The following is a 1,151-nucleotide window of genomic DNA, read 5'->3' as shown; positions in this document are numbered from 1 at the left end:
CACATAAGTCTCTCATGACGACAAAGCCTTTAGAAAAACTAAACACCCCGCGTCAAAAGCAGCCTTTCGGCCACTCCTTCCCCACCCTATCGTTCTCCCCACTCGCAAGGAGCACTTCGTTCCCGCTTCCTTGCAAATCGAGGAGCGATAATGATCGATGTCTTAATCATAGGGGGTGGCAACGCTGCCTTGTGCGCCGCTCTGATGGCGCGAGAAGCGGGCGCCAGCGTGGTGCTGCTGGAAGCCTCTGCGAAAATCTGGCGCGGTGGCAACTCCCAACACACCCGTAACCTGCGGTGCATGCACGACGAACCGCAGGACGTGCTGATCGATGCCTATCCGGAGGAGGAATACTGGCAAGACCTGTTGAAGGTCACCGGTGGCCTCACGGATGAAAAGCTTGCACGCATTGCAATTCGGGCATCGTCTTCTTGCCGCGATTGGATGCGTTCACACGGCGTGCATTTTCAGCCACCGCTGTCCGGCGCGCTGCACGTGGCGCGGACCAATGCATTTTTTATGGGAGGCGGCAAAGCGCTGGTCAATGCGTATTACCGCAGCGCCGAGCACTTGGGTGTAAAAGTTCGCTACAACACGCAAGTGACCGACATCGAATTGGATGAGGGAAAATTCGTCGCCGCCCACGTGGGCGAACATGAGGTCGATGGTCAGCGTGTCGCCGCAGAACGCATTGAAGCCCGGGCCTGCGTGTTGGCGGCCGGCGGCTTCGAATCCAACCGTGAATGGCTGCGCGAAGCCTGGGGTCAGAACGAACGCGGTGAATGGCCATCGGACAATTTCCTGATCCGGGGCACTCGATTCAACACCGGTATTTTGCTACGGCGCATGCTGGACCTTGGCGCAGATGTGATTGGCGATCCGACGCAAGCACACATGGTCGCGATTGATGCCCGCGCGCCACTCTACGACGGCGGCATCTGCACCCGAATCGACTGCGTATCTCTGGGTGTAGTGGTCAATCGTGATGGCGAACGCTTCTACGACGAAGGTGAGGATTTCTGGCCAAAACGTTATGCGATCTGGGGGCGTCTGGTGGCCGGACAACCCGGTCAGCAGGCGTATTCGATCATCGATCAACAAGCCATCGGCTGCTTCATGCCGCCGGTCTTTCCCGGAACCACCGCCAATAC

The 1,151-nt window shown here is 58.2% G+C and carries 1 protein-coding gene; it reads left to right on the top strand.

Going from position 1 to position 1,151, the window contains the following annotated elements; genetic code table 11:
- Nucleotides 1-150 precede the first annotated feature (150 nt).
- The coding region (gene tcuA, locus ACXRVY_RS30540) for an FAD-dependent tricarballylate dehydrogenase TcuA (RefSeq protein ID WP_458239144.1) at nt 151-1,151 on the top strand (1,001 nt) is incomplete at its 3' end.

The organism is Pseudomonas sp. P5_A2_2, from assembly GCF_054177685.1.
Note: the sequence above shows the minus strand (reverse complement) of the source record. Positions and strands in the feature narration are given on the sequence as shown.